Consider the following 20,899-nt stretch of genomic DNA (forward strand, 5'->3'; position numbering starts at 1 on the left):
CCCATGACCACTCAGCGAACAGCCGATCCGATCGGCTCAATCGACTCTACTGAGCTGCGCATTCTCCACGCGCTCGCAACGACTGGCTCGCTGACGGCGGCTGCGGGGAGCCTCGGGCTCAGCCAGCCCGCAGTGAGCCAGCGCATCAAGCGGGTGGAGACCCGGCTCGCGGTGCCGCTCATTGAGCGCAGCGGGCGGGGGATCCGGTTGACCACGGCGGGGCAGATCCTCGCGGACCACGGCCGTACCGTTGTCGCGGAGATCGATGCCGCTCTCGCGGCGATCGACGACCTCAGAGGTGCGCGCGCGGGGACCCTCCGCATGGTCGGCTTTCCGTCTGCCTCAGCGACGCTCGTGCCCGATCTCATGCGCCGACTCGCGGCGGAGGCGCCCGACGTTGCGCTGCAGTATCGCGAGGCGGAGCCGCCGGCGGCTGCCGGGATGCTCCGCGACGGCGAGGTCGACTGCGCGCTGATCTTTGACTATGAGGGAGCCGCCGAGCTTCCCGCTGGGAGTGCGTACCTGCCGCTCTGGCGCGAGGAGGTGAAACTTGTCGTGTCGGACGACCGTCAGGTGGAAGGGGAGTCCGCAAAGTTGGGCGACTTCTCTCACGAGCACTGGATCGCGGGTTGCGAGAAGTGCCGCGGCCACCTGCTGAGCGCTGCCGGGGAGGCCGGATTCGAACCTGACATCATTCAGGAAACGGACAATGTGCCGGCCATGCTCGCGATGGCTGCCGCGGGTGGAGCCGTCGCGCTCGTTCCCGGTCTCGCGCTGGCTGCCGCTCGCACGCTTCCCGATGACGCGCGAGCGCTGCCGCTTGATCCACCGCGCTACCGCACGATTGGCATTGTCTCGATGGCCACCGCGAACGAGAGCCCACAGGTGCGCCTCGCGAAGCGGTTGCTCGCCGGCGTCGATGGAGCGCGGTGGGGACTCGAGGTGATCGCGTGAGCGTTGGTACCGTCGTGCATCGTGCGCCGGCGAGTGTGCAACGCCGCATGGTCGGCGTCCTCGCGCTCGCTACGATTCTGGGCGGCCTCGGCGTCGGTGCTTCGCTCTCCGCGGGCGCGCTGCTGATTGCAGACATCACGGGGAATCCCGCCCTCTCCGGTTTCGGCTCGACCATGAACGCCGTGGGCGCGGCGATCGCGGGGATGCCGCTTGCTCGGCTTGCCGCGCGGCGAGGACGTCGCGTGGCACTCGCCACGGGAAACGCGATCGCCGTGCTCGGCGCCGTCCTCGTGGTCGTCGCCTCGGCCGAGCGGTGGTCGGTGCTGCTCTTCGTGGGTCTGGCGGTGCTCGGCATTGCGGTGGCCGTCCAACTGCAGTCGCGCTTTGCCGCAGCCGACCTCGCCCTTCCCGAGAATCGCGCGCGCGACCTCTCGCTCGTCGTGTGGTCGATCACTATCGGTGCCGTCACGGGCCCGAACCTCATCGGCCCGGGCGAGCGCCTGGGTGAGGCGCTCGGTTTGCCCGGGCTTGCTGGCATCTTCTTCTTCACGATCGCTGCGCAGATTGCGGCCGGCCTCGTCGTGTGGATCGGGCTCCGCCCAGACCCGCTGCTCGAGGCACGTCGGCTGGCAGCGCTGGAGTCGGAGACGCCCGCGCCGAGTGCGGTCGCTGATGCAGCAGAGCGCCCTGCGCTGCTCGAAGATGCGAAGCGCCGCGCCTCGCGCTCTTCCCAGTTCCTCGCGATCGCGCTCATCGCGATCGCCCACGCCGTCATGGTGGGGCTCATGGCCATGACTCCGCTGCATCTCACCCACCACGGCGGCAGTATCACCCTTGTGGGCCTGACGATCAGCCTGCACATCGCTGGCATGTACGCGCTTTCCCCGGTGTTTGGTGCGTTGACGAGCAAGCTGGGACCGATCCCGGTTGTGCTTGGTGGCTTCGGCGTGCTCGGCATCGCCTCGCTCGGCACGGGCTTCGGTGGCGATTCGGTTCCCATCATTCAGACGGCGTTGATTTTGCTGGGGATCGGGTGGTGCATGGTTACCGTTGCGGGTGCGGTGCTGGTCACGGATCTCACCCCGAGCGCTGACCGACCCGCCCGGCAGGGCCAGTCGGACACCGCGATGAACGCTGCGGGCGCACTCTTCGGCGCCGCATCGGGTGCGCTCTTCGCAGCCGGTGGCTTCCCGCTCGTCTCGATTGTCGCCGGTGTGTTCATTGTGCTCGGCGCGGCGCTCGCCATTCGCCTCACGACCGTTTCCCGAGGGTAGGATAGATCTGATGTCACACACCGAGACCCCCAAGTTTTCCAGCGCGACCGGCTCCGACGTTCGCGTCCGTTTCTGCCCTTCGCCGACCGGCACCCCGCACGTCGGCATGGTGCGCACTGCCCTCTTCAACTGGGCATACGCGCGTCACACCGGAGGCACCTTCGTGTTCCGCATCGAGGACACCGATGCCGCGCGTGACAGCGAGGAGAGCTACAGCCAGATCCTCGATTCACTGCGCTGGCTCGGCCTTGACTGGGACGAGGGCATCGACGCGGGGGGCGAGCACGGCCCCTACCGACAGTCGCAGCGCGGTGAAATCTACCAGGGGATCATTGCCCGCCTGCGCGAGGCCGGGCACCTCTACGAGAGCTACTCGACCGCCGAAGAGATCGATGCGCGCAACGAGGCTGCAGGTCGCCCGAAGCAGCTCGGCTACGACAACTTCGACCGTGACCTGACTGACGAGCAGCGCGCGGCCTTCCGCGCCGAGGGACGCGAGCCCGCACTGCGCTTCCGCGTCCCCGACGTTGACCTCTCGTTCACCGACCTCGTGCGTGGCGACATTACGTTCCCCGCCGGCTCGACGATCGACTTCGTCGTCGTGCGCCCGAACGGTGCGCCGCTCTACACCCTGGTGAACCCGGTGGACGACGCGCTGATGGGCATCACCCATGTGCTGCGCGGCGAGGACCTGTTGTCCTCCACCCCGCGTCAGATCGCGCTGCACAGCGCGCTCGTGGAGCTGGGCATCGAGGCTGCGATCCCGCAGTTCGGTCATCTGCCGTACGTGCTCGGTGAGGGAAACAAGAAGCTGTCGAAGCGCGACCCCGAGTCGAACCTCCTGCATCATCGTGAGCGCGGGTTCATCCCCGAGGGGCTGCTGAACTACCTGTCGCTGCTCGGCTGGTCGCTTTCCGCCGATCGTGACGTCTTCACGAGCGATGAGATGATCGCGGCGTTCGACGTGCGCGATGTGAACCCGAACCCGGCCCGCTTCGACCAGAAGAAGGCCGACTCGATCAACGCCGACCACATTCGACTCCTCACGGAGGAAGATTTTGGTTCGCGGATCCTGCCCTATCTGATCGCTGGTGGTGCGCTGCCGGTCGAGCCGAATGCAGAGCAGCTTGAGATTGTGCGTCGCGCTGTGCCGCTCGTGCAGAGCCGGGTCACGGTGCTCTCCGAGGTCACCCCGATGATGGGCTTCCTCTTCACCACGGCTGATGCACTCAGCTACGAGGAGGACGCGCTGAAGTCTCTGAAGGCTGATGCGCCGCAGGTCCTTGAAGCTGGCCTTGCCGCGCTCGAGGGACTCGGTGCTGCCGAGTGGAACACCGAGGCGATCCAGAACGCGCTGCAGACCGCCCTCATCGAGGGGCTTGAGCTGAAGCCGCGCGTGGCGTTTGGGGCGCTCCGTGTTGCCGCTTCGGGGCGTCGCGTCTCGCCGCCGCTCTTTGAGTCCTTTGAATTGATTGGCCGTGCAGACACCCTCGCGCGTCTGCGGAAGCTTGCCGCGCACCTCGCGGACACGGCGGGCGAGTAGGGGAGGAACCGTGACTGAGCGTGTGCCCGAGGCGCCGATCGGCGTTGCGATCATTGGTGGTGGCCCCGCAGGGTTGTCGGCCGGGCTTCAGCTGGTTCGCGCGAACCGCCGGATTGCCATCCTGGATAGCAACCGCCCTCGGCACTCGGCCACGCTCCAGTCGCACGGCTTCCTGACCCGTGACGGGGCCTCGCCGCTCGAGCTGCGTCGGCTCGGCCGCGAAGAGTTTGAGGGCTATCCCTCCGCGATCTTCGCTCAGGCCATGACCCGCGAGGTGACCCCGCTCACGGCGGACGAGGCCCGTGCTGCGGGCTTCCCCGACGGGATCGGATTCCGCGTGCGCGGCACGGGGATCCGGGGTGCCGCCGACGTGGAGTACATCGCGCGTCGCGTGCTGATTGCCGCGGGTCTCACCGAAGAACTGCCGCCGCTCCCGATGATCCGCGCGTACTACGGTACGGCGTTGCACAGTTGTGTTGAGTGCGACGGATTCGAGAAGACGGACAAGCCACTCGTGCTGATTGGTGAGACCGCAGATCTTTTTGCGCGTGCGCTGCTGATTAGTCGGTTTAGTTCGGACCTCATCGTGTTCACCAACGGGGCCGACACCATCCGGGCGGAGCAGGAAGCTCAGCTCTCGGCGATTGGCATTCGTGTGGAGCGCCGTGCCATTGATGACATCGTCGGCGAGAAGGCCGACATGACCGGGGTTCGACTCGCGGATGGCGAGGTGATTCCGCGTGTGGGTGGCTTCGTGCGCCCACGCTGGAACGCGCCGGTTGAGTTCATGGGCGAGCTGCCCATCGAACGCGACGACTGGGGCTTGGTGGTCACCGACGAGCGCGGCGAGACCGCGGTGCGCGGAGTCTACGCGGTGGGCGACATCGTGCCGCCCGGGCCGCAGCAGCTCATTATTGCTGCCGGCAATGGTGCGCGCGTTGCGGCGAAGCTCAACATGGACATGATCCGCGGTGCCCTCGGCGTCGGGCTGATTGATGAGTGAGCGAGAACTGCTCGTGAGCGACACTGATTCAAGCGGGCTCTCCGAGTCCGAATACTCACCTGCGACTGCGGGTACCCGAGCCGCTGCGGCTGGGGCTCGCTACGCGGTGGTGGTCGCGAGTTTTGTGGGGCTGCTCCTCATCTCGAACATCGTCGCGGTGAAGCTCATCGCGTTTGGCCCGGTGCAGTTGGGGGAGCTTTCGCTCGGCCCATTCATCGTGGACGGTGGCGTATTCCTCTTCCCGCTTGTGTACATCGTGGGCGACGTGCTTGCGGAGGTGTACGGTCTGAAGGCCGCGCGCCGTGCAATCTTCACCGCGTTCGCGCTCTCGCTTCTCACATCGCTGACGATCTGGGTGACGCAGCTTTCGCCTGCCGCCCCCGGATGGGAGAACCAAGCAGCGTTTGAGTCGGTGCTGGGTTTCGTGCCGCGAATCGTCGCCGCAAGCCTGGGTGCATTCCTCGCTGGTCAGTTGATCAACGCGTGGGTGCTGGTCTGGCTGCGTCGCCGGACCTCAGGGCGCTTCCTGCGGACCCGCCTGATTGCTTCCACAGTGGTGGGGCAGGTCGTGGACACGGTGGTGTTTTGCACGATTGCGTTCTGGGGCGTGCTCGAGGGGTGGGACTTCCTCGGATACACCGCCCTGGGCTACGGCATCAAGGTATTGGCCGAGGTCGTACTGCTCCCCGTCACCACACGAGTCATTTCACGCGTTCGGGCCGCAGAGCAGCGAGCTGCAGCAACAACCGCCCACTCTGCGTAGGTCGATACACCCGGACCACGCAGCTGGCCCGGCCCCGAGTACTCGGAGCCGGGCCAGCTGCGGTTACCGCTCCGCGTGCTGCGGCTGTGCCGCCGCCGCGGCACGGGCGAACTCCGGGCCATAGATCCGACCCAAGACCTCGTCGCGGAGCTCAACAAAGGTGCCGTCAAGGATGCTCGCGCGAATGCGGTCGACCAGGCGCACAATGAATCGCTCGTTGTGAATGGTGGCGAGTGTCGATCCGAGCATTTCCTTTGCCTTGAACAGGTGGTGCAGGTACGCCGCGGTGTAGTTCTCGCAGGTGTAGCAGTCGCAGCCCTCCTCAAGCGGTTCAAAGCGTCGGCGCTGTGTCGCGGCCTTCGCATTGATGCGCCCGTTCGCCGAATACATGCTCCCGCCGCGTGCCTGGCGGGAGGGTGCCACGCAATCGAAGGTGTCGGCCCCCGCGGCGATCGCGGCGAAGAGGTCGTCGGGCTCCGAGATCCCGAGAAGGTGGCGGGGCCTTTCTTCGGGGAGCTCATCGGTCACCCACGAAACAATGGTGCCGAGCTCGCTCTTCTCGAGGGCGCCGCCGATTCCAAACCCATCGAACCGCTGATCGCCCGCATCTGCGCCGGTCATTCCAGCGAGACCGCGAGCGGCTTCACGACGTAGGTCTTCGTACTGCGCCCCCTGCACGACTCCGAAGAGCGCTTGGTACGGGCGGTGCCCGCGATCAGCGGTCTGGCGCGCATGCTCGTCGAGGCAACGAACAGCCCAGCGCGCAGTCCGCGCAACGGAGTCCTCCTGGTAGGCGCGAGTGTTGAGCAGCGTGGTGCACTCATCGAACGCAAAAATGATGTCAGCGCCAAGCTGATGCTGGATCTGCATCGACACCTCGGGGGTGAAACGATGCTTGTCGCCGTTGATGAATGACTTGAAGGTGACCCCGTCCTCGTCCACGTGTGCGAGGCGTTCCTTGTTCTTCGCGATCACCTCAGCATCGGAGTGCGCGGTCTCTGTCATCGAGATGACCTTCTTGAACCCAACACCCAGTGACATCACCTGGAACCCGCCGGAGTCCGTAAAGGTCGGACCGTCCCAGTTCATGAACCGACCGAGGCCGCCGGCTTCGTCCACGAGATCCGAGCCCGGCTGGAGGAAGAGATGGTAGGCGTTCGCCAGGACAGCCTGGCCGCCGAGCTGTGTCACGGTCTCAGGGAGCACTGCCTTGACCGTCGCCTTCGTACCGACCGGGATGAACGCAGGGGTCTGGATCTCCCCGTGCGGGGTGCGGATGGTGCCCGCACGGCCGAGTGGAACGCCGGCGCTCCCGACTACGCCCTGCTCAAGATGGTGCTCGACTGAGAAGCCGAAGTCGTCGGGGGAGGGCGGGGGAGTCAGGGGTGTTTGCTCGTTCACCTGTCCATCTAAGCACTCACTCTCTCCGAATCTCGGGAGGACGGGCGCAGGCGCGCGTCAGGCAGGACGCGCCCGGGAGCGCGTGTCGGTTTGCGGTGTGGTGCGGAACTGCGTAATGTAATCCCTTGTCAGCGCAACCGGGCAGGCAGCGAAAGCCGCTCAGCCGGAAGCCAGACGGATCTTCCAATTGATGATCTGCAGCGAGTTTGAAATTCTCGCGCCGGTCGTGTAAAGTAAGATTCTCGTCGAGTCGAGTGGTGAACGTTGTTCCCAGCCTCAGCCCTCACGGTTTGTGAGGTGTGTTGAGAGTCGACACGAGACAGTTGCTGTTCGGAAGGGTTCCTTGGGGGGATTCTACGGGTGGCGTCTGGTCTTTGAGAACTCAATAGTGTGCACTTGATTGTCAAATGCCAATTATTTATCCCGTCGCTAAGCCCTTTTGGGTTTGGTTGATGGCGATTCCTTTTGGACAAATTATATGAACGTCAGTAATGATGTTCGTTTTGTCAGGTTGAACTCGCATCGTGGTGGCTTATTCCGCTTACCAGGGTGCATGTAATTTTTTACGGAGAGTTTGATCCTGGCTCAGGACGAACGCTGGCGGCGTGCTTAACACATGCAAGTCGAACGATGAAGCCCAGCTTGCTGGGTGGAAGAGTGGCGAACGGGTGAGTAACACGTGAGCAACCTGCCCTTCACTCTGGGATAAGCACTGGAAACGGTGTCTAATACTGGATATGCACAATGGCCGCATGGTCTGTTGTGGGAAAGATTTATCGGTGAAGGATGGGCTCGCGGCCTATCAGCTTGTTGGTGAGGTAGTGGCTCACCAAGGCGACGACGGGTAGCCGGCCTGAGAGGGTGACCGGCCACACTGGGACTGAGACACGGCCCAGACTCCTACGGGAGGCAGCAGTGGGGAATATTGCACAATGGGCGCAAGCCTGATGCAGCAACGCCGCGTGAGGGATGACGGCCTTCGGGTTGTAAACCTCTTTTAGTAGGGAAGAAGCGAAAGTGACGGTACCTGCAGAAAAAGCACCGGCTAACTACGTGCCAGCAGCCGCGGTAATACGTAGGGTGCAAGCGTTGTCCGGAATTATTGGGCGTAAAGAGCTCGTAGGCGGCTTGTCGCGTCTGCTGTGAAAACCCGAGGCTCAACCTCGGGCCTGCAGTGGGTACGGGCAGGCTAGAGTGCGGTAGGGGAGATTGGAATTCCTGGTGTAGCGGTGGAATGCGCAGATATCAGGAGGAACACCGATGGCGAAGGCAGATCTCTGGGCCGTAACTGACGCTGAGGAGCGAAAGCATGGGGAGCGAACAGGATTAGATACCCTGGTAGTCCATGCCGTAAACGTTGGGAACTAGATGTAGGGCCTGTTCCACGGGTTCTGTGTCGTAGCTAACGCATTAAGTTCCCCGCCTGGGGAGTACGGCCGCAAGGCTAAAACTCAAAGGAATTGACGGGGGCCCGCACAAGCGGCGGAGCATGCGGATTAATTCGATGCAACGCGAAGAACCTTACCAAGGCTTGACATATAGAAGAACGCTGTAGAGATACAGAACTCTTTGGACACTTCTATACAGGTGGTGCATGGTTGTCGTCAGCTCGTGTCGTGAGATGTTCGGTTAAGTCCGGCAACGAGCGCAACCCTCGTCCTATGTTGCCAGCACGTTATGGTGGGAACTCATGGGATACTGCCGTGGTCAACACGGAGGAAGGTGGGGATGACGTCAAATCATCATGCCCCTTATGTCTTGGGCTTCACGCATGCTACAATGGCCGATACAAAGGGCTGCGATACCGCGAGGTGGAGCGAATCCCAAAAAGTCGGTCTCAGTTCGGATTGGGGTCTGCAACTCGACCCCATGAAGTCGGAGTCGCTAGTAATCGCAGATCAGCAACGCTGCGGTGAATACGTTCCCGGGCCTTGTACACACCGCCCGTCAAGTCATGAAAGTCGGTAACACCCGAAGCCGGTGGCCTAACCCTTGTGGAGGGAGCTGTCGAAGGTGGGACTGGTGATTAGGACTAAGTCGTAACAAGGTAGCCGTACCGGAAGGTGCGGCTGGATCACCTCCTTTCTAAGGAGCACTCAACAACATTGTTGTTGCAGAATGGTGCGATCATCACCACACGTGTGATGCGCAACCGCTCATGGGTGGAACATTTGACAATGCAAGCATTGATTTGCTCGCCTGTGCTAGTACGCAGCGTTGTTCCTCGTGGACAGGGTTGTTGGAACGTGTGGGTGTGTGAGTTGGTGTTTCTCTGGTGCATACTATTGGGTCCTGGAAGACCAGCCGATCTGCCTCTTTGGGGGTGGGTGGACTTGGTTTTCTGACCTGCGGTTATGGGACGTGTTGCTCATGATTGTGGGATCGACCGTACGTTGAGAACTACACAGTGGACGCGAGCATCTAGTGATGCCACGCATGATTCGTATCCTTTTGGGGGTGTGTTTTGTGTTGGTGGTGTTACTGATTCTTAATGTAATTTCATTGGTCACATGCTCATCTTTTTGGGTGGGTGTGTGTTTCTGAATACTTATGTGATTTCAAGTTTCTAAGAGCAAACGGTGGATGCCTTGGCATCTGGAGCCGAAGAAGGACGTAGTAATCTGCGATAAGCCTCGGGGAGCCGATAAACGGGCTGTGATTCGAGGATTTCCGAATGGGGAAACCCCGCCAGGCGGCTTGCTGACCTGGTGACTCCCGCCTGAATATATAGGGCGGGTAGAGGGAACGTGGGGAAGTGAAACATCTCAGTACCCACAGGAAGAGAAAACAACAGTGATTCCGGTAGTAGTGGCGAGCGAACCCGGATGAGGCTAAACCGATCATGTGTGATACCTGGCAGGGGTTGCATGGTCGGGGTTGCGGGACATGCCGTGAGACGCTGCTGAGTCTCGAACGTGAGAGTGAAGCTATAGGAGAACCGCTTGGAACGGCGGACCGGAGTGGGTGAGAGTCCCGTATCCGAAATGGTTTTACCGCGTGGTGTGTATCCCAAGTAGCACGGGGCCCGAGAAATCCCGTGTGAATCTGTCAGGACCACCTGATAAGCCTAAATACTCCCAGATGACCGATAGCGGACTAGTACCGTGAGGGAAAGGTGAAAAGTACCCCGGGAGGGGAGTGAAATAGTACCTGAAACCGTTTGCTTACAATCCGTAGGAGCACCCTTTGTTGGTGTGACTGCGTGCCTTTTGAAGAATGAGCCTGCGAGTTAGCGATATGTGGCGAGGTTAACCCGTGTGGGGAAGCCGTAGCGAAAGCGAGTCTGAATAGGGCGATTCAGTCGCGTGTCCTAGACCCGAAGCGAAGTGATCTATCCATGGCCAGGTTGAAGCGTGTGTAAGAGCGCGTGGAGGACCGAACCCACTTAGGTTGAAAACTGAGGGGATGAGCTGTGGATAGGGGTGAAAGGCCAATCAAACTTCGTGATAGCTGGTTCTCTCCGAAATGCATTTAGGTGCAGCGTTGCGTGTTTCTTGCCGGAGGTAGAGCTACTGGATGGCCGATGGGCCCTACAAGGTTACTGACGTCAGCTAAACTCCGAATGCCGGTAAGTGAGAGCGCAGCAGTGAGACTGTGGGGGATAAGCTTCATAGTCGAGAGGGAAACAACCCAGATCACCAACTAAGGTCCCAAAGCGCGTGCTAAGTGGAAAAGGATGTGGAGTTGCTGTGACAACCAGGAGGTTGGCTTAGAAGCAGCCACCCTTGAAAGAGTGCGTAATAGCTCACTGGTCAAGTGATTCCGCGCCGACAATGTAACGGGGCTCAAGCACGCCACCGAAGTTGTGGCATTCATATAACAGGTAGGCCTTCGTGGTCCAGCCGTATGGATGGGTAGGAGAGCGTCGTGTGGCGAGTGAAGCGGCGGTGTGAACCAGTCGTGGATGCCACACGAGTGAGAATGCAGGCATGAGTAGCGAAAGACGGGTGAGAAACCCGTCCTCCGGAAGACCAAGGGTTCCAGGGTCAAGCTAATCTGCCCTGGGTAAGTCGGGACCTAAGGCGAGGCCGACAGGCGTAGTCGATGGACAACGGGTTGATATTCCCGTACCGGCGGTAAACCGTCAAAGACCTAACTAGTAGTGCTAAGCAATCCAAAGCTGGATGGATCCTTCGGGTGATGTTCGGTGGCGGCTGCGAACCCGAACTGGGGTGGTGAGCGTGAGGTGTGACGCAGGAAGGTAGCCTGTGCCGGGCGATGGTTGTCCCGGTGTAAGTATGTAGCCCGTCGTTTATTAATAGTTTTCGGCTTTGGGTGAGATACGATGCGGACCCGTTTGGGGAAGCAGGTGATCCTATGCTGCCGAGAAAAGCATCGACGTGAGGTTTGCTGTTGCCCGTACCCCAAACCGACTCAGGTGGTCAGGTAGAGAATACTCAGGAGATCGAGATAATCATGGTGAAGGAACTCGGCAAAATGCCCCCGTAACTTCGGGAGAAGGGGGGCCATCCACTTATACGGATTTACTCCGGAAAGGGTGTGGTGGCCGCAGAGACCAGTGGGGAACGACTGTTTACTAAAAACACAGGTCCGTGCCAACACGCAAGTGGACGTATACGGACTGACGCCTGCCCGGTGCTGGAAGGTTAAGAGGAGAGGTTAGACTTTTGGGTCGAAGCTTTGAATTTAAGCCCCAGTAAACGGCGGTGGTAACTATAACCATCCTAAGGTAGCGAAATTCCTTGTCGGGTAAGTTCCGACCTGCACGAATGGCGTAACGATTCCCCAGCTGTCTCCACCGTGAACTCGGCGAAATTGCAGTACGAGTAAAGATGCTCGTTACGCGCAGAAGGACGGAAAGACCCCGTGACCTTTACTACAGCTTGGTATTGGTGTTCGGTGTGGCTTGTGTAGGATAGGTGGGAGACTGTGAAGCTGGCACGCTAGTGTTGGTGGAGTCGTTGTTGAAATACCACTCTGGTCATATTGGATATCTAACTACGAACCCTGATCGGGTTTTAGGACAGTGCCTGGTGGGTAGTTTAACTGGGGCGGTTGCCTCCCAAAATGTAACGGAGGCGCCCAAAGGTTCCCTCAACCTGGTTGGCAATCAGGTGGCGAGTGTAAGTGCACAAGGGAGCTTGACTGTGAGACTGACAGGTCGAGCAGGGACGAAAGTCGGGACTAGTGATCCGGCAGTGGCTTGTGGAAGCGCTGTCGCTCAACGGATAAAAGGTACCTCGGGGATAACAGGCTGATCTTGCCCAAGAGTCCATATCGACGGCATGGTTTGGCACCTCGATGTCGGCTCGTCGCATCCTGGGGCTGGAGTTGGTCCCAAGGGTTGGGCTGTTCGCCCATTAAAGCGGTACGCGAGCTGGGTTTAGAACGTCGTGAGACAGTTCGGTCCCTATCCTCTGCGCGCGTTGGAGATTTGAGAGGATCTGACCCTAGTACGAGAGGACCGGGTTGGACGGACCTCTGGTGTGCCAGTTGTTCTGCCAAGGGCATGGCTGGTTGGCTACGTTCGGGATGGATAACCGCTGAAAGCATCTAAGCGGGAAGCCGGCCTCGAGATGAGATCTCCGTACACTTTGAGTGTGTGAGGCTCCCAGTAGATGACTGGGTTGATAGGCCAGATGTGGAAGCTCGGTAACGGGTGGAGCTGACTGGTACTAATAAGCCGATGACTTGATTTCCACCACCTTTTGGGTGGGCATAGGTTTTCAGATGTAACGATGTTTCGCGTCCACTTTGTGGTTCCCAACGGACGGCCACACACAACACCCTTGTGGGGTGGGTGTGGTTGATATGTTGATAGAGTTACGGCGGTTATAGCGTCAGGGAAACGCCCGGTTACATTCCGAACCCGGAAGCTAAGGCTGACTGCGCCGATGGTACTGCACTCGGGAGGGTGTGGGAGAGTAGGACACCGCCGGACACCTTTTTATAGGGAGGGTTGCACTTGTTGGTCACCAGTGATGGTGGCTTGCGGGTGTGGCCCTCCCTTTTTTGGCCCCAAAAACAGGCGCTCATGCGCACCATGGTTCGTTTGGGCGGCTGCCCACGGTCGTCGTTGTCGCACGCCTCATTATTCTTGTGGGAGAAGCGTTTTTCTGGATACGCTTCTTCTCTACCCCTACGGCAGAGGAGCTCAGCATGCTACATGAACGCAACCGGTGGCGTGCTTTCTGGAACACCGGAGGCTGGTGGAAAGCTGCGCTGTTGGTGGTCGGCTATTGGCTGCTCTACCAACTCGTTGGGCTCGCCACCTCAACTCTTTTTGCGTCGACCATCGACGCAAAAGACCCGATCTCTACCCCCGCAAGTGTGATGTTCGGTATTGCTGTCCCCATCGCGGTGATGGGGGCACTCCTGCTCGCGTTCTCGGGTTCTCTACGGTGGACGAGGAGCCTCTTCAAAGCTCATCCGGTATTGCATCCACGTTGGCTGTGGGCCGTCATAGCCATCATGATCTTGCCGGTCGCGTTGCGGGTAGTCGCCACTGAGTGGTCACGCTACTCGTGGCTTCTTGTGCTTTCTATACTCCTGCTTGGCCTGTGTATCGGCTTCGCTGAGGAGCTCCTGACTCGAGGAATCGCAGTCCGTGTATTGCAAAACGCGGGGTTCGGGGAGCGAACGGTGTTGATCGTGTCGGCAACCCTTTTTGCCGTGCTCCATCTGGGGAACGTCGTTTCAGGTCAATCTGTAGCAACGGTGCTGGTCACTGCGGCGTACGCATTCGGTTTTGGCGGGATGATGTACCTTGCGTTAATTTCGACTGGACGCCTGTGGTGGGCGATTGCGCTCCACGCGATTACAGATCCGACTACGATTCTTGCCACGGGCGGGATCGATACGCACGGCTCGCAAGGAACCGGAGCGGAAGCCCTGCTCGCGGCAGCTGCCGTCTTCAACGTTCTGTACCTCTTGGTGACCGCGGTTGCGATTTGGAGGTTGGGGCCGCGGTCTTCCACACACTAGTGCGGTGTGTCGTCGTCGACCCACCCCGTGGACTTCGTGACTGCTTTGCGCCACTCCCGGAGGAGCCGTGCACGCTCCGCCTCTTCGAGCCGCGGCTCCCACCGTTCGCCTTCTCGCCAGTTCGCACGCAGTTCGTCGAGATCCCGCCAGAACCCCACTGCGAGCCCCGCAACGTAGGCGGCGCCGAGCGCAGTGGTCTCGGCGACTCTGGGTCGCACCACCGGGACGCCGAGGATGTCGGCCTGAAACTGCATGAGCGTCGTGTTTGCCACCATTCCGCCGTCGACGCGGAGCTCGGTCAATGGAACTTCGACGTCCGCGTTCACCGCGTCGAGCACGTCACGGGTTTGGTACGCAACCGCTTCGAGCGCGGCACGCGCAAAGTGCCCGCGATTTGAGTACCTGGTGAGCCCGACGATGGTGCCACGCGCATCCGGCCGCCAATACGGCGCAAAGAGCCCGGAGAAGGCCGGCACGATGTACACGCCGCCGTTATCCGGCACGCTGAGCGCGAGGGGCTCCACTTCTTCGGCAGAGGGAATGATCCCGAGCTGATCTCGGAGCCACTGGATGAGTGATCCCGTGACTGCGATGGATCCCTCGAGTGCATAGTGAACGGGGCCGTTGCCAAGCTGGTAGCCCGCCGTCGTGATGAGCCCATTGCTCGAATGGACGAGCTCTGCGCCCGTCTGCATGAGGAGAAAGCAACCGGTGCCGTAGGTGTTCTTCGATTCACCGGCATCGAATGCGGCTTGCCCGAAGGCCGCGGCTTGCTGATCACCCAGGATGCCCGCGACGGGAACTCCGTGCAAGAGGGAGGATGCCTCGGCGGATCCGTACACCTCCGAGGACGAACGGATCTCCGGCAGGAGGGACTCGGGAATGTCGAACGCGGCGAGGAGCTCGGGGCTCCATGCGCGCGTGCGCAGATCCATCAAGAGCGTTCGCGACGCATTGGTCACGTCCGTGGCGTGGACGCCCCCATCCGGACCGCCGGTGAGGTTCCAGAGTACCCAGGTGTCCGGTGTGCCAAAGAGGATCTCGCCCGCTTCCGCGCGCTCCCGCAGCCCCGGCACGTTCTGGAGCAGCCAGGCAATCTTCGATGCGGAGAAATAGGCGGTGAGGGGGAGCCCGGTCAGCTCGCGGAAGCGATCCGGCCCGCCGTTAGCGGCGAGACGATCGACGATATCCTGCGAGCGCGTGTCCTGCCAAACGATTGCGTGGTGCACAGGGCTGCCCGTGGCGCGATCCCACATGATCGTGGTTTCGCGCTGGTTCGTGATGCCGACGGCGGCGATGTCTGCCCCTGTCAGGTCTGCCCGTCCGAGTGCCGTGCCGATGACCTCTTGCACGTTCTGCCAGATCTCACTGGCGTCGTGCTCAACGAGTCCGGCGCTCGGCATGATCTGCCGATGCTCTTTCTGACCCAGCGCCACAACCGAACCCGTGCGGTCGAAGATGATCGCTCGCGAGGAGGTGGTGCCCTGGTCAATGGACAGTACGAAGTTGCGCATCGAAACTCCTTGTTTACGCCGGGGTGAGGCCGGGGCCGTCGAGTGAGACGCGGTGTGCGGCGCGGAGCAGCTCGCTCGCGCGCTTCACCTCGGCCTTTTGCGTCGTGGCGCTCCACCCGAGTACGGGTGCGATCGCTGCGGCGACCTCCTCGAGGGCCGCGGAACTCAGACCGCCAACAAACGCGATCGACGTGCGCCGAAGCAGCACGTCATCGAGATGCTGCACCTGCTCAGTCTCAGCCAAGTAGGCAAGCTCCTCCGCGGTGTAGCCAGGCACGTGCGCGAGTGGCGTCGGCTTCTGGGGAAGCGCCGCGAGCACCTCGGTCGCCTGCGTTCCATAGCGCTGCAGGAGCTGATCCACGAGGGCGGGATCGTGGTCGCCGCGATGCCGGGCCAGCCAGACCTTGCGTGCCGCTGCGTCTCGCGGGAAGCCCGCGCCGCCGCCGATTGCGGTGGCGCGAGTGCTCACGGTGCGGGGGGCGCCGAGCAGCGCGAGAGTCTCGTCTGCGAGGTGCTCACCGAGCGCGCGGAAGGTCGTCCACTTCCCGCCCACGAGGCTCAGGGTGCGCACCGCTCCCAGCCAGCCGTGCTCGATCCGGTAGTCGCGGGACACGAACCCTGGCGCTGTGTCGTCGTGCTTCGGGAGGGGGCGGATGCCGGAGAACGTGTAGACGATGTGCGATCGATCGACCGCGATTCCGGGGAAGACATGGGGGATGAGGTCGAAGAAGTAGTCGACCTCATCGTCAGTGCAGACCGTCGGCGTGGCCGGATCGGCGTCGATGTCGGTCGTGCCCACCATGACGCGCCCCTTGAGCGGATAGATCAGCACGATGCGCCCGTCGGAGTGCTCAAAGAACATCTCGCGCCCACGGGTGGCATCGAGAAGTTCGGGGTGGTCGAGCACGATGTGCGAGCCCTTCGTGCCACCCATAAACGAGCTCGGTCGGCCGAGCGCTGCATTCGTCTCGTCGGTCCAGGGGCCGCTGGTGTTGACGATTACCTTTGCGTGGAACGGGAACTCATCCCCAGTGGTTTCGTCACGGAGCACAGTCGCTCCGTCCCGATAGCCGACCGCGGAGAGATAGTTTGCGGCGCGCGAGTTCGCGTCAGCGCCCGTGTGCCGCTCTCGCCCCGCCGCGAGACCATCCTGCAGCACGTCGAGCGCGAGCCGCTCCGGATCGTGCATCGACGCGTCGTAGTACGTTGCGGTGTATTTGATGCGTGGATTGAGCCGGGGCAGAGCGCGCAGCGAGCGCTCCCGACCGTGGAAGCGGTGTCTCGGCACCCGGCCGCCCCCACGCGAGAACGTGTCGTACATCAACAAGCCGATTTTGATGAGCAGCGCTCCGCGCTCGCTGGGCTTTCCGCGGCCGTGGGTGACGAGCAGACGGAACGGTGCGGAGAGGACCCCTGCAAACGTTTTGAAGATTGGGATCGTGGTTTGCAGCGGGGCGACGTAGTGCGGGGCGTTCTTCAGCAGCCGATTCCGCTCCTGGACCGCCTCGCGGACAAGCCGCAGCTCGCCGTTCTCGAGGTAGCGCACGCCGCCGTGCACCATGTGACTCGAAGCGGACGACGCGCCCGAGACGTAGTCGCCGCGCTCAACGAGGGCGACGTCGACTCCCTGAAGGGCGAGCTCTCGGAAGGTGGCAATGCCGTTAATCCCGCCGCCGATAATCAGCACATCAGCGCTGGGACGGCCGCGAAGGGCCTCGACACTCGGACGTGCGGTGGGGGAGTTTTGCCGTGCCATCTGCCTGCCTTGCTGCTGGAGCGGGTGGGGTCTTCCTCAACGGTACTGGAAACGTCGGTGGTGTGTGATGCAATGGATGCATGACCGAAGCGCAGCGCACCGAGGCATCGATGCTGCACGTCGATATGGACTCCTTCTTCGTGTCGGTCGAGCTGCTCGATCGGCCGGAGCTCGTCGGCCGGCCCGTTGCGGCGGCGCACGACACCGTGCGCTCCGTCGTATCGAGCGCGAGCTACGAGGCGCGTCGCTACGGGGTGCGCTCTGCGATGCCGGTGGCTCGCGCAAAACAGCTGTGCCCCGAACTGGTGCTCATCACTCCGACGTTTGAGAAGTATCGGCTCGCCTCTCGCGAGGTGATGAGCGTTTTCCACGAGTTCACTCCGCTTGTCGAACCCTTGAGTATCGACGAGGCGTTCCTCGACGTTGCGGGCTCGATGAAACTGTTCGGCTCGCCCATCGAGATTGCGCGCGCGATTCGGCACCGGGTGCGTGAGCGAACGGGGCTGCCCGCGTCGGTGGGCCTCGCGGCAACGAAGTTTGTGGCCAAGCTTGCGTCGCAGCGCGCGAAGCCCGACGGGGTACTCGAGATCCCCCCGGCGCGCACGCTCGAGTTTCTGCACAGCCTGCCTGTCGAAGCGATGTGGGGCGTGGGGCGGGCCACCGCACGCGCGCTCAAGTCACGGGCCATCCACACCGTCGCCGACCTCGCACGGGAACCGCTTCCATCGCTCACTCGAATCGTGGGGTCCGCGAGCGCAATGAAGCTGCACGCGCTCGCGAATGGCCGCGACGCGCGCGCGGTCGAGACCACGCGCACGGAGAAGAGCATCGGGCACGAAGAGACCTTCGCGGGTGACGTTAGCGATCCCGCGGTGATTGACCGCGAGCTGCTTCGGCTCGCGACGCGCACGGGTGAGCGGCTCCGTGCTGCGCAGTTTGAGGCGCGCACGATCGCGATCAAGGTCCGGTGGGACACGTTTGAGACGGTTACGCGATCGCGAACGCTCGCCGAGGCCACCAACGCAACGCGCCGCATCGTGCAGACGGCGCGCGAGCTCTACGCGAGCCTCGATGCGGTGCGTCCGGTGCGCCTCATCGGCGTGCGGGCGGAACAGCTCCGCCCAGCCGGCAGCGAGCCTGTGGGGCTCTGGAGCGACGACGACGAGTGGCGCGCGGTTGACCAGGCGGTCGACGAGTTGAAAGACCGTTTCGGTTCGGCGGGTATCACGTCCGCGAGCCTCCTGACGGGGCGCGGCACGGTCGTCGATCCTCGCTCGCTGGAAGACCCGAGCTAGACGAGCCGCTCCGGGCGGGCGTGGCTAGTCGTGCGAGGGTTCGCTCGGCACGTCGCTCTGCATAACGGTGAGGAGCGACTCGAGCACTGCTGCAAGCCAGTCGAACACCAGCACCGTTCCCCGCGTCTCTTCGTCGGAGAGCAGCCGTTCGCGATCATCGTGCTCGTCGAGGCCGATGCGGGCGGCGATCGCGAGCCGCAGCGCGGTCAGCGTGCGAACCCAGACCGGCAGGGTGGTAATTGAGATCTCCACGATCACGGCACCGGAGTCCGCGTCATCACGAGACTCGATGTCCGCGTCATCCTTCCGCTGTGCGCGAGCCTCGTCGTCGATCTGCCCGACGCCGAGTGCACTCGTGACGAAGAGCGCGTCCTGGAGTTTGCGGTTCACGAGCCCCTGCTCCGTCACCTTGCGAAACTCGGAGGCCTCGCTTGTCCCCTCGTACGCATCAGGGAAGAGGCGGGCGAGTGCGGGGTCGCTCGGCAACGCGTCGCTTCCGCCAACCTCGAGGCTCGCGAAAAATGGATCCGGGTCAAGTGCCGTCCCGCTGTGGCTGTCGAGGAGCTGGGCAAGCTGGGAGACGAGCTGGTCAAGCATCGCAGCTTCATCGCGTTCAAACACGACGTGCATCCCGTTCGGCTGGGGGATCAGCTTCACTGAGTTCCCACCTCTCGAATCGTTGCCCAGAGCCCGTAGCCATGCATCGCCTCAACGTGCATCTCCATCGCCTCGCGGCCGCCCTCTGCGACAACTGCGCTGCCTCGATGGTGCACACGGAGCATGAGTTCTTCGGCGTGCTGCGCGTCGAAGCCGAAGTGCGTCCGAAAGACAAACGAGACGTACGACATGAGGTTCACCGGATCATCCCACACCACGGTCTGCCACCCGCTGTCGGGAAGCACACGCGTCGCCTCACGTCGACTCGTCTCAGTTCCCGCCATGACCATCAGCCCCACCCGAGTTCATGAATACGTGCCTCGCTCAGGCCGTAGAAGTGCGCGATCTCGTGGACGAGGGTCACGCGGATTTCATGCACCAGTTCCTCGTAATCCGCGCAGTGCTCGAGCAGATTCTCGCGAAACAGGATGATTCGATCGGGCTCTTCTCCGTAGCCATACACATTGCGTTCAGCGAGCGAGAAGCCTTCGTACACACCGAGAATGTCGCTGCCATCGGCGGGCCGGTCTTCCACCAAGAAAATCACGTTGTCGAGCTGGGCGAGCATGTCGTCGTGCAGCGAATCGAGGCCGTCGGCGACGAGGGCCTCGAACTCTTCGGGCGGCATGGCGAGCATATCTTCACCCTACACAGCTGGCGCGAGGCGTGGGTGTGAATGCGTGGCAAGCGACTGATGACCTCGCGGCACACCCGGGATGACACGCGAGTTCGCAGCGGGGGACTGCCATGGGTTATGATCGTAGAGTTGCCTCGTTCGCCCCGGTGAACGTCAGGTCAGCATGGTGGCTATAGCTCAGTTGGTAGAGCACCGGCTTGTGGTGCCGGTGGTCGCGGGTTCAAGTCCCGTTAGCCACCCCAAGGAAAACACCCCCGATTTTCGAATCGGGGGTGTTTTTGTGTCTCAGGCGGTCTGCTCCGGCATCTGCCGGGCAGACCGCCTGATGCGGCTGTCAGGTGAAAGGCTCAGCCGGGGGAGCGCCCGGCCGGCCGTGAGGCTAGACCGCCGCCGCGCTGCGAGCCACGTGCGGCGCGCGCCCGAGGAAGGTAAGCCCGGGCTCAGCAGCGCGGTAGCCGTCGATCGAGCCGGCCCGGCGCGTGTTCGTGAGCTCGGCGGACGCCGGAATGTCAATCTCGATCGGCAGGTTGTAGTCGAGGTAGTGCTCGACGTAGCGGGGTTCACCGATGCGCGAGATCGAGATGATGCTGTTCAGGTGGCGCTCGAACCAGGGCTCGATGATCGCAAAGGTGCGCTCAAGCTCGTGGTTCGCGATGTACGCGAGCATGAGCGTGAAGAGGTGCCACTGCACGAGATCCTGCATTGCTGCGGTTTCGTGGCGTGCGATCATGCGCGACACCTCGACGCTCCGCTCAGAGAGCGGGCCCGCGGGGAACGACTCCGGGCAGAACTCCTCCACGGGCAGCTGTGTTTCGGTGCCGCGCACGATGAGGCGCGAGACGCCCAGCACGCGAACGCCCTCGCGATGATTCTCGAACACCGCGAAGGTCGCGGAGCGTGCATCGTCGGCGTCGCGGTCGGTTCCGTCCTCGAGGATGTCGCTCTCCGAGAGCTGGCCCGTTTGGTCGACGTAGACGCGGCGGCGCAGCGAGAAGTGTGCCGTGTACTCCGCCTCGAGCCCGGGGAGGGGAACGCCGTCGACAGCGAGCAGACCGCACGCCAGCCGCGCGGTCGGATGCTCATCGAACACCCCGGAACTGAGAACGGGGATGACATCGTGATTGGTCACAGAACGATCGATTTGGGACAACGCGGAG

14 protein-coding genes, 1 tRNA gene and 3 rRNA genes are annotated in these 20,899 nt (G+C 62.3%); 11 read left to right on the forward strand and 7 right to left on the reverse strand.

What is annotated here, in order from left to right:
* The first annotated feature begins 3 nt into the window (after positions 1 to 3).
* Genes ACR81A_RS06405 through ACR81A_RS06425 form a run of 5 tightly spaced genes read left to right on the forward strand, consistent with a single transcriptional unit; the run spans position 4 to position 5,537 of the window.
* Entirely contained in the window at positions 4 to 954 is a 951-nt protein-coding gene (locus ACR81A_RS06405; RefSeq protein ID WP_440313047.1) for a LysR family transcriptional regulator, read from the forward strand.
* Positions 951 to 2,228, forward strand: coding sequence for an MFS transporter (locus tag ACR81A_RS06410; protein WP_440313048.1), 1,278 nt, complete (start codon positions 951 to 953; stop codon positions 2,226 to 2,228). The genes ACR81A_RS06405 and ACR81A_RS06410 overlap by 4 nt, the downstream gene beginning before the upstream one ends.
* Positions 2,229 to 2,238: 10 nt before the next feature.
* On the forward strand, positions 2,239 to 3,771 hold the full coding sequence (gene gltX / locus ACR81A_RS06415; protein WP_440313049.1) for a glutamate--tRNA ligase: 1,533 nt from the start codon (positions 2,239 to 2,241) through the stop codon (positions 3,769 to 3,771).
* 10 nt (positions 3,772 to 3,781) lie between these two features.
* The gene (locus ACR81A_RS06420) at positions 3,782 to 4,774 is read left to right on the forward strand and encodes an NAD(P)/FAD-dependent oxidoreductase (protein ID WP_337248945.1); all 993 of its coding nucleotides are present in this window, start codon (positions 3,782 to 3,784) and stop codon (positions 4,772 to 4,774) included.
* A 13-nt stretch (positions 4,775 to 4,787) separates the two neighbouring features.
* Positions 4,788 to 5,537 (forward strand): queuosine precursor transporter, encoded by a 750-nt coding sequence (locus tag ACR81A_RS06425; RefSeq protein ID WP_440313050.1) that lies wholly within the window; start codon positions 4,788 to 4,790, stop codon positions 5,535 to 5,537.
* A 63-nt stretch (positions 5,538 to 5,600) separates the two neighbouring features.
* On the opposite strand, the gene tgt is transcribed toward ACR81A_RS06425, so the two are convergent.
* Positions 5,601 to 6,938: a tRNA guanosine(34) transglycosylase Tgt gene (gene tgt / locus ACR81A_RS06430; RefSeq protein ID WP_337248946.1), complete on the reverse strand. Its 1,338-nt coding sequence runs from the start codon at positions 6,936 to 6,938 to the stop codon at positions 5,601 to 5,603.
* Positions 6,939 to 7,500: 562 nt separating this feature from the next.
* On the opposite strand from tgt, the gene ACR81A_RS06435 reads away from it, so the two are divergent.
* From ACR81A_RS06435 to ACR81A_RS06450, 4 genes are all read left to right on the forward strand, one after another.
* Positions 7,501 to 9,023, forward strand: a 16S ribosomal RNA gene (locus ACR81A_RS06435).
* 471 nt (positions 9,024 to 9,494) lie between these two features.
* A 23S ribosomal RNA gene (locus ACR81A_RS06440) occupies positions 9,495 to 12,598 on the forward strand.
* 125 nt (positions 12,599 to 12,723) lie between these two features.
* Positions 12,724 to 12,840 (forward strand): 5S ribosomal RNA (gene rrf / locus ACR81A_RS06445).
* The 16S, 23S and 5S rRNA genes sit together here, the layout of an rRNA operon.
* Before the next feature lie 218 nt (positions 12,841 to 13,058).
* Positions 13,059 to 13,883: a lysostaphin resistance A-like protein gene (locus ACR81A_RS06450; protein ID WP_440313051.1), complete on the forward strand. Its 825-nt coding sequence runs from the start codon at positions 13,059 to 13,061 to the stop codon at positions 13,881 to 13,883.
* Here ACR81A_RS06450 and glpK read toward each other — a convergent pair.
* The gene (gene glpK / locus ACR81A_RS06455; RefSeq protein ID WP_440313052.1) at positions 13,880 to 15,397 is read right to left on the reverse strand and encodes a glycerol kinase GlpK; all 1,518 of its coding nucleotides are present in this window, start codon (positions 15,395 to 15,397) and stop codon (positions 13,880 to 13,882) included. The genes ACR81A_RS06450 and glpK overlap by 4 nt on opposite strands.
* Before the next feature lie 13 nt (positions 15,398 to 15,410).
* Positions 15,411 to 17,153, reverse strand: coding sequence for a glycerol-3-phosphate dehydrogenase/oxidase (locus ACR81A_RS06460; RefSeq protein WP_440313053.1), 1,743 nt, complete (start codon positions 17,151 to 17,153; stop codon positions 15,411 to 15,413).
* Positions 17,154 to 17,233: 80 nt separating this feature from the next.
* Here ACR81A_RS06460 and dinB point away from each other — a divergent pair, with 80 nt between their 5' ends.
* The gene (gene dinB, locus ACR81A_RS06465) at positions 17,234 to 18,448 is read left to right on the forward strand and encodes a DNA polymerase IV (RefSeq protein ID WP_440313054.1); all 1,215 of its coding nucleotides are present in this window, start codon (positions 17,234 to 17,236) and stop codon (positions 18,446 to 18,448) included.
* Positions 18,449 to 18,472: 24 nt separating this feature from the next.
* Here dinB and ACR81A_RS06470 read toward each other — a convergent pair whose 3' ends face one another.
* The 3 genes from ACR81A_RS06470 to ACR81A_RS06480 are packed head-to-tail and all read right to left on the reverse strand — an operon-like array spanning position 18,473 to position 19,742.
* Complete coding sequence (locus ACR81A_RS06470; RefSeq protein WP_440313055.1) at positions 18,473 to 19,105, reverse strand: DUF2017 family protein; 633 nt, start codon at positions 19,103 to 19,105, stop codon at positions 18,473 to 18,475.
* Positions 19,102 to 19,389, reverse strand: coding sequence for an ATP-dependent Clp protease adapter ClpS (clpS, locus tag ACR81A_RS06475; protein ID WP_202383004.1), 288 nt, complete (start codon positions 19,387 to 19,389; stop codon positions 19,102 to 19,104). The genes ACR81A_RS06470 and clpS overlap by 4 nt, the downstream gene beginning before the upstream one ends.
* Positions 19,390 to 19,394: 5 nt before the next feature.
* Entirely contained in the window at positions 19,395 to 19,742 is a 348-nt protein-coding gene (locus ACR81A_RS06480; RefSeq protein ID WP_440313056.1) for a metallopeptidase family protein, read from the reverse strand.
* A gap of 166 nt (positions 19,743 to 19,908) precedes the next feature.
* On the opposite strand from ACR81A_RS06480, the gene ACR81A_RS06485 reads away from it, so the two are divergent.
* Positions 19,909 to 19,984: transfer RNA gene (locus ACR81A_RS06485), tRNA-His, on the forward strand.
* Between the two features lie 137 nt (positions 19,985 to 20,121).
* On the opposite strand, the gene ACR81A_RS06490 is transcribed toward ACR81A_RS06485, so the two are convergent.
* Positions 20,122 to 20,871: a hypothetical protein gene (locus ACR81A_RS06490; RefSeq protein ID WP_337248998.1), complete on the reverse strand. Its 750-nt coding sequence runs from the start codon at positions 20,869 to 20,871 to the stop codon at positions 20,122 to 20,124.
* Positions 20,872 to 20,899 lie beyond the last annotated feature (28 nt).

This window comes from Leucobacter chromiireducens (genome assembly GCF_051993095.1).
In the GTDB taxonomy this organism is placed as follows: domain Bacteria; phylum Actinomycetota; class Actinomycetes; order Actinomycetales; family Microbacteriaceae; genus Leucobacter; species Leucobacter chromiireducens.

Bases quoted from the DNA above. Each gene is read 5' to 3' on its own strand.
- ACR81A_RS06405 (WP_440313047.1), top strand. From the start codon at position 4: ATGACCACTCAGCGAACAGCCGATCCGATCGGCTCAATCGACTCTACT.
- gltX (WP_440313049.1), top strand. From the start codon at position 2,239: ATGTCACACACCGAGACCCCCAAGTTTTCCAGCGCGACCGGCTCCGAC.
- ACR81A_RS06450 (WP_440313051.1), top strand. From the start codon at position 13,059: ATGCTACATGAACGCAACCGGTGGCGTGCTTTCTGGAACACCGGAGGC.
- glpK (WP_440313052.1), bottom strand. From the start codon at position 15,397: ATGCGCAACTTCGTACTGTCCATTGACCAGGGCACCACCTCCTCGCGA.
- ACR81A_RS06460 (WP_440313053.1), bottom strand. From the start codon at position 17,153: ATGGCACGGCAAAACTCCCCCACCGCACGTCCGAGTGTCGAGGCCCTT.
- dinB (WP_440313054.1), top strand. From the start codon at position 17,234: ATGACCGAAGCGCAGCGCACCGAGGCATCGATGCTGCACGTCGATATG.
- clpS (WP_202383004.1), bottom strand. From the start codon at position 19,389: ATGGCGGGAACTGAGACGAGTCGACGTGAGGCGACGCGTGTGCTTCCC.
- ACR81A_RS06480 (WP_440313056.1), bottom strand. From the start codon at position 19,742: ATGCTCGCCATGCCGCCCGAAGAGTTCGAGGCCCTCGTCGCCGACGGC.